General features: G+C 59.9%; 7 protein-coding genes. 4 read left to right on the plus strand and 3 right to left on the minus strand.

From position 1 onward, the window contains the following. The first annotated feature begins 15 nt into the window (after nucleotides 1–15). The 3 genes from M8523_RS31130 to M8523_RS31140 all read left to right on the plus strand — a co-directional run bounded on the left by M8523_RS31130 (nucleotide 16) and on the right by M8523_RS31140 (nucleotide 1697). Entirely contained in the window at nucleotides 16–717 is a 702-nt protein-coding gene (locus M8523_RS31130; RefSeq protein ID WP_282588733.1) for a ParA family protein, read from the plus strand. After that, on the plus strand, nucleotides 714–1136 hold the full coding sequence (locus M8523_RS31135; RefSeq protein WP_282588734.1) for a hypothetical protein: 423 nt from the start codon (nucleotides 714–716) through the stop codon (nucleotides 1134–1136). Before M8523_RS31130 ends, M8523_RS31135 begins: the two co-directional genes overlap by 4 nt. Before the next feature lie 189 nt (nucleotides 1137–1325). Beyond that, nucleotides 1326–1697: a helix-turn-helix domain-containing protein gene (locus M8523_RS31140; protein ID WP_282588735.1), complete on the plus strand. Its 372-nt coding sequence runs from the start codon at nucleotides 1326–1328 to the stop codon at nucleotides 1695–1697. A 573-nt stretch (nucleotides 1698–2270) separates the two neighbouring features. On the opposite strand, the gene M8523_RS31145 is transcribed toward M8523_RS31140, so the two are convergent. Beyond that, a complete protein-coding gene (locus tag M8523_RS31145) occupies nucleotides 2271–2651 on the minus strand; it encodes a hypothetical protein (protein WP_282588736.1) in 381 nt (126 codons plus the stop codon). Between the two features lie 306 nt (nucleotides 2652–2957). On the opposite strand from M8523_RS31145, the gene M8523_RS31150 reads away from it, so the two are divergent. Continuing rightward, nucleotides 2958–4640, plus strand: coding sequence for a putative bifunctional diguanylate cyclase/phosphodiesterase (locus M8523_RS31150; protein ID WP_282588737.1), 1683 nt, complete (start codon nucleotides 2958–2960; stop codon nucleotides 4638–4640). Between the two features lie 68 nt (nucleotides 4641–4708). On the opposite strand, the gene M8523_RS31155 is transcribed toward M8523_RS31150, so the two are convergent. Both M8523_RS31155 and M8523_RS31160 read right to left on the minus strand, forming a co-directional pair. Further along, the gene (locus M8523_RS31155) at nucleotides 4709–6475 is read right to left on the minus strand and encodes a response regulator (protein ID WP_282588738.1); all 1767 of its coding nucleotides are present in this window, start codon (nucleotides 6473–6475) and stop codon (nucleotides 4709–4711) included. Then, the coding region (locus M8523_RS31160) for an ATP-binding protein (protein ID WP_282588739.1) at nucleotides 6472–6690 on the minus strand (219 nt) is incomplete at its 5' end. The genes M8523_RS31155 and M8523_RS31160, both read right to left, overlap by 4 nt.

Here is a 6690-nt window from a genome sequence, read left to right on the forward strand (position 1 = left end):
ACCCGAGAACCCCTCATGCCGAGTATATTCGCGGTCGCCAACCCCAAGGGCGGGAGTGGCAAGGCGACCGTCGCCATCATCCTCTCCGGTGAGTTCGCCAAACACGGATATTCCGTCGCCATCGTCGATGCCGACCCGCAAGGGTCATCCTACCAATGGCACGCCTCCTCGGTCGCCCGCGGCGTCAGCCCCAACGGTATCGACCTCATCCGCGCACCCGACGAGAAGGCCTTGGACAAAGTCATCGAGCGTCTCGACGCCTACGACGTGGTCGTCATCGACACGCCCGGCTATTACGGCGAGGCCTTGATCCAGTCGGCCCTGCGTGCCGACCTTCTGGTCCTGCCCTGCAAGGTCCACACCTTCGATGCGTCGCAGGTGGTCCGCACCCTCCGAAACCTAGAGCGCCACGCGGAAGACGCGAAGCTTCCGATGATCCAGCACAGGGTCCTGTTCAACGAGTATGACAGCCTCGACCGCAATACGCGACCGCTGCGCGAGGTTGTCGCCTACCTCGATGGCGAACGCATCCCGGTCTGTGCCAATGCGCTCTACCGGCGCGTGACCTACCGCACCATGACGAGCGGACATGGGACGCTCTACCAGATGAGCGACAAGGACGAGTCCGTGCGCAAGGCACGCTACAATGCCGACCAGGTCGTGCGCGAGCTCCTCGCGGCCAGCCAGGGTACGACCACGGCCGAGGCCACGGCATGAGCGGTACGACAGAGGATCCTAAGGCTGAGCGCCCTGCCCTGCCCCGGGACACGTTTCGGCATCAGCGCGCCACGTCGGCACCGGCCGTACCGGTCGTCGTCACGCCGGACTACGGCGACCTGAACCCCAAAAAGGAGACGGATCTCGTAGACACGGATCAGCGCGGATCGGAACATGACCAAGGCGCCCCCCCGAAACAACGCATGAAGTCGAAGGCCGCTTCCGCCAGGAATCCCTTCGAAGGTTACGGGGAGCGCACCTCGTCGCGCCCCTACGCGCTTCGCCTGCCCGACGCCATCGACCTTGTTCTGCGCCAGATCGCGGCCGAGGAGCGGACCCATCCGCTGCGCGTCGTCGATCGCATCCTCTATGAGCACCTGAAGCGATCAGGCCGTCTTCCACCTCCAGACCGCACCTGACCAAAGCGCCTCCGCCGTCCCTACCGCGCCATTTGGAAGCGCGGGACGGCTCCGGTGCTGCTCCGCTTCTCTGCGGTCGCTCCCGCGACCGGACAACTGCCGGAAGGGGTCACGCGAAAGTCAGACATTCAATATACAAGATGTCGACGCCGACGTAGGGTCGCGTGCCACTCCAGCCTTGCGCCACTGATGCCGCCCGTTCGAAAACCCAAGCCCATCGACAATTCCATCCTGAACGAAATGCTCGCCATCCGGCTGCAGCAGCTCGAGATCGAGAATGGGGGGATGGAGGCCTTCCTGCCGAAGACGGGACTGGCGCGCGGCACCTACTATCAGGTGCTGCGCGGGATCGGGAATCCGACCCTCAAGACGCTCGATCGGATCGCGTCGAGCCTCAATCTGAGCGTCCTCGAATTGCTGGGCTTCGACATCGACGATGCCCGGCGTGCGCTCAAGAAGAGTGGCGTCAGCTACGACGATCTGGCCTCTGCGCTCGTCAAGCGGAACGAGGCCGACCGGCGTGTCGCGCGCCAGACACGGTCGCGGAAACTGCCCGGTTGAAGGACGGTTCGCTGGCGACACTCGCTATGTGGAGCGGCCCGCAATCGAAATGTGGCCGACGCGCAATCAAGGGCCATTTCTCACGCACGTTTTCTGGAAGTGAGCGCATAATTGGTGAGACACACGCGAGATCATCCACACCGACGCGGATTGCATGAGACAGATCAAATCGGCAGGTAGGCGGCGGTTATCGACCGACCTGAAAACCGTCACCGCACAGGGTGGCGAGTCCAGGCAGCACCTGCCGGTCGAGCGGGATGTGACCTCATAGGAGCTTGAGGCCGTTCATCCCGTCACAGTCCTGTCCGCCCGTTGGACCGGCGGGTCTCCACAACCGGCTTGGAGCCCATCCCCATGCCGTTGCAGTGGACACGGCGCGACGCTGTGTCAGGCGACATGACAAACTAGCCTCGCACCCTGATTGTCGCGCTGCAATCGCCGGTAAGCAAGGCGCCAGGCTGTTCCCCGCCCGTGCTTGCGGCCGTGGCGCAGCAGGACACCTTGAAGATGTTAACGCGCCCGGGTGACGACCTGTCGGACGACGCTGCGGAGCCGGACCAGGTCTCGCATGGCCTAGTGATCCGCGTCAGGCACCCAGATCGGCGTCAGCTTTCCGGCGCGATGAAGGCGGGCCAACAGGGTGGCGTCACGGCGGTCTGTCTTCACGCGATCGCCCGGCTTCATCGGAATAAGCGACGGCGCAACCACCTCACAGCGATGACCCAGGCTCGTGAGTTGGCGATGAACGCCGTAACCGCAGGGTCCCGCCTCGGTGCAAAACGCCAACGGCTTGCCCGGACGCCCCGGGCCGCTCGCACAACTTCCGGATCGCATCAGGGTCGTTGTCGATCTCGCCGAGGTATTCGACAGCGCCAGACCGCCCGCTCTCTCGACGACCGCGATCGCGATCCGTTCCTTGTGAACATTCAAGCCAATAAATCGGGTATCGTCCATGTGGCCCGTCTCCTCTGCGTGAGACTCTGTGCCGGCACGCCGGCTTAACCCTCGTACCGTCGCATATCGGATGACGGGCCACCTTCAGGCCCAGCAATCATAGGGTCTACGAGAGTTTTTTTTGGATTGGTCGTCGCACCCAGCCAGATGCGGCCGTAAGTATGCCGCCTTGGCGTTATGACCTGGACCTACCACATAATTCTTAAACTTTTGCGTTCTTAGTCTTTTGAGTTTAAAGTCATATTCTGTGGACGAAGCCTTACGCGAGGCATCGCTGCGCAGCCACCGATAATTGTGAGCTTGTGCATGCAGTTCCCGGGCAGCTTGGCTGATCTCCAAGCGCTAGTAGATGTTATTCCAAATCCTGTTGTGGTCAAAGATCGTGCTAATCGCATCGTTCTTTTGAACAAGCCTGCGTGCGAATTTCTCGGACGATCAAGCGAGATACTACTTTCCAACCGCGATGAGGATCTTTTTCCGGCCGACCAGGTGAAAGGTTTCCATGAAGCGGACGATCGCGTGTTTCAAAGCGGCGTCATGGATGAACGTGAAGAGCAGGTGACCAACGGGCTCGGCGCAACACGGCATGTCATCACCCGTAAACAACTCGTGGTGCTGAACGGCGTAAGCCATCTTGTCGCTGTGGTGTCCGACGTCACTGCATACAGAGAGGCTGAAGCGCACAGCCGGTACTTGGCCTCCCACGATGTTCTCACCGGGCTTCCAAACCGGTCATTCTTCAAGGAGTGTATGGAACAAGTTTTTTCGACGGGGTCCAGCCGGTGCGCTCTGCTTTATATCGATCTGGATCGCTTCAAAGAGGTGAATGATAGTCACGGACATCCTATTGGGGATGAACTCATCATCCAATTCGCCCAAAGATTAACAGGCGTAGTTCGTGCCTCCGACACGGTAGCACGTTTGGGGGGCGATGAGTTCTCAATCGTTTTGACGAATTTAGTTGAGGGATCAAGCATCGAGACTGTTTGCCAGCGCATCTTGGCAGCCGCGTCACAGGTCTTTATTTTGTCCGGCGTCCACGTCCGAGTAACGGCCTCGATCGGTGTTGCGCTCACGCAACATGGACCTGTTGAGCAGATCGAAATGCAGCGCCGCGCGGACGTGGCCCTTTACCAGGCCAAGGATGATGGCCGCGGATGTTGGTGTATCTACACGGATGAACTCGATCGCAGGTTCAAGCACAGAAGGTCGACCGAAGCAGACTTGCGCGACGCACTGGCCGACGGAACTGGGATCGAGGTCTATTATCAGCCTCTCGTAGTGATTCAGTCGGGTGAAGTGATCGGCTTCGAAGCTCTCGCGCGTTGGAGACATCCAACGCGTGGCATGGTGATGCCACAAGACTTCATACCTGTCGCGGAAGCCAGTGGCCTCATCACGGCGCTTGGCGAGCGGGTTCTCAGAAATGCATGCCTTGATGCGGCTCATTGGGATCCGCCTCTTCGGCTTTCGGTAAACGTTTCGCCACTACAGTTCGTGCAGGGTGATCTGGTGGGCGTGATTGAAAGGGCGCTTGAGGATAGTGGGCTTGATGCCACTCGCCTTGAGCTGGAGATCACCGAAGGTGTTTTGATCGACGACGCGAATGGAACCTTGGCTCTGTTGAAGCGCATTCAGGCGCTCGGAGTGAAAGTCGTTCTGGATGACTTCGGGACAGGATTCTCCAGCCTTGGTTATCTCCGCCATTTTCCCTTTGATAAAGTCAAAATAGACCGATCGTTCATCACGGACATGATAGGTAGTTGTGAGGCTATCGCAATTGTCAAAGCGGTTATTTTTTTGGGTAAGAGCCTCGGAATGGAGATTGTTGCCGAAGGTGTTGAGACATCCGGACAATTTGATTTGCTTCTTGATTTGGGTTGCACACAGGCTCAGGGATATTTGATCAGTCGGCCAATGCCAATCCAACATTTCAAGGGACCTATTCTTCGGGACGAGGGCACCAGACACCCTTTTCTTGCGGGATAATCTGTCTATCGCCTAGAGGCCCCGCCGGACGCGTTCGTTAAACAGCGCAAGTTTTGTCGATACTGAAATCATTGTTCCAGGCTTTTTTCACAAGCTGCATCGGCCTTGGCCAATAACGCCTCCACCTGATCAACAAGCTGGTTCCGGTTGACCGGTTTACGCAGAAGGCTGAAGGAGCCACCGAGGGTCAGCAAAGGTGCATCGCCGACATAGCCGGTCAGCAGGACCGCAGGTAAACCGGGCCTCTGGGCCTGCGCGGCGCGGATCAGAGAAATTCCGTCGAGCCCTGGCATCGAAAGGTCCGACACCAGGATGTCAACCGTCTTGCCTGCCATGAGAACATCGAGTGCTTCCGCCGCATCACCGGCCTGGATCACATCATAGCCGGAATCCTCAAGCAGGTCGGCAATGACGTTCCGCACCAGCGCTTGGTCATCGACCAGCAGGATGGACGATCTCCTGGCATTGATTGCGGTCGTGGCCTCGTCGCGCGTCGGCGCGACTGCCAGCTCCCGAACGCCTGTCGACGGAAGCAGCAGTGTCACTGTCGTGCCCTCCCCAGGCGCGCTGATGATCGTCAAAGCCCCACCGGACTGTTCGGCAAAACTGTTCGCCATGGCGAGGCCCAGGCCGGTGCCCTTCCCCACTGGCTTCGTCGTGAAGAAGGGCTCCGTGACGCGAACCAGCGTGGTCGCATCCATGCCTGCGCCCGTGTCGTGAACCGAGATGCGGACATAGGTCTCGGCGAGACGGCCAGACTGGATGTCACTGTCGGTCATAGGCTCAGGACGCGCCGAGAACGTGAGGGTCCCGCCGTCGGGCATCGCATCGCCAGCGTTGGTCGCGATGTTGATCAGCACCGTTTCCAACTTACTCCGGTCGACCAGCACCGAGGGAAGCCCCTCCACGAGGTCAATGACCAAGCTGACCTGTCCTCCGAGCGTATGCGTGATCACCTCCCGCATCCCGTCGAGCAAGGCTCGGACGTCGATCGGCTCGGGCTGCAATCCATCTTGGCGAGCAAAAGCGAGAAGGCGTTGGGTTACCGAATGGCCACGTTGGGCCGCTTCCTCCATGACCCGGGCCATGCGTATGACAGCCGGGACATCACCTGCTTTCTGCTGAATGAAGCCCGCATAGACCGAGATGACCTGGAGAATGTTGTTGAAGTCGTGCGCCATGCCGCCGGCCAGCTGGCCGAGCGCAGCCATTTTTTCGGCCTGGGCCAGTCGCATGAGCGCGGCCTTGTGGATCTGCACTTCCGCCTGAATACGCTCTTCGAGAAGCTCGTTCAATCGGCGCATTTTCTCGTCGCTCTCGACCATCGCCAGGAACGCCTCTCGTCGCATCTGGGCGAGCGACAGGTTCGCACGGACGCGCGCCTGCAGTTCCTGCGCCGAGAACGGTTTGGTCACGTAGTCGTCAGCCCCGAGATCCAGCCCTTCGACACGGTCCGCGTCTCGCGCTCGCGCGGAGAGAAGGATCACCGGAATGTCCCTGAGGGTTGTGTTACCCCTGATCGCTGTCAGAAGCTCGAGACCGTCCAGCCCAGGCATCATCACGTCCGCCAACACCAGGTCCGGTCGAAACCGGTGGATGGCATCAAGCGCTGAGAGTCCGTTCGCGACGGTGGTAACGTCGTAGTCCTCCTTGAGCAATCCCTCGACGTAGTCGCGCATGTCCGCATTGTCCTCGGCCAGCAACACGCTCGAGCGCGGAGAACAACTGGCCGGAGGAAGCGTCTCGACGGGTTCCACGGTTTTGCTGGGTAACCAACGCAACGCCTCCTCGACGAAGGCGTGAGCACGTGGAATTTTGGGCGTGTCGTTGTTCATACGTCACCTATGCTCTGCGAGATCTGCGCGACCCGGAAAGGGATTTTGACGGTGAAGACCGTCCCGACACTGGGTTCGCTGCTTGCTTCGATCGTCCCGCCATGCAGCCGCACGAGGTCGTGAACCAGGGCGAGACCAATGCCGCTCCCCTCGAAACTGCGGCTCCGCTGACCTTCGATGCGGTGGAAGCGTTCAAAAAGGCGGGACATTTCATG

The organism is Lichenifustis flavocetrariae (genome assembly GCF_026130545.1).
GTDB classification, from domain to species: domain Bacteria; phylum Pseudomonadota; class Alphaproteobacteria; order Rhizobiales; family Beijerinckiaceae; genus Lichenihabitans; species Lichenihabitans flavocetrariae.

Excerpts from the sequence above, each read along its gene's own strand:
- M8523_RS31130 (WP_282588733.1), top strand. The coding sequence starts at position 16 with ATGCCGAGTATATTCGCGGTCGCCAACCCCAAGGGCGGGAGTGGCAAG.
- M8523_RS31135 (WP_282588734.1), top strand. The coding sequence starts at position 714 with ATGAGCGGTACGACAGAGGATCCTAAGGCTGAGCGCCCTGCCCTGCCC.
- M8523_RS31140 (WP_282588735.1), top strand. The coding sequence starts at position 1,326 with ATGCCGCCCGTTCGAAAACCCAAGCCCATCGACAATTCCATCCTGAAC.
- M8523_RS31145 (WP_282588736.1), bottom strand. The coding sequence starts at position 2,651 with ATGGACGATACCCGATTTATTGGCTTGAATGTTCACAAGGAACGGATC.
- M8523_RS31150 (WP_282588737.1), top strand. The coding sequence starts at position 2,958 with ATGCAGTTCCCGGGCAGCTTGGCTGATCTCCAAGCGCTAGTAGATGTT.
- M8523_RS31155 (WP_282588738.1), bottom strand. The coding sequence starts at position 6,475 with ATGAACAACGACACGCCCAAAATTCCACGTGCTCACGCCTTCGTCGAG.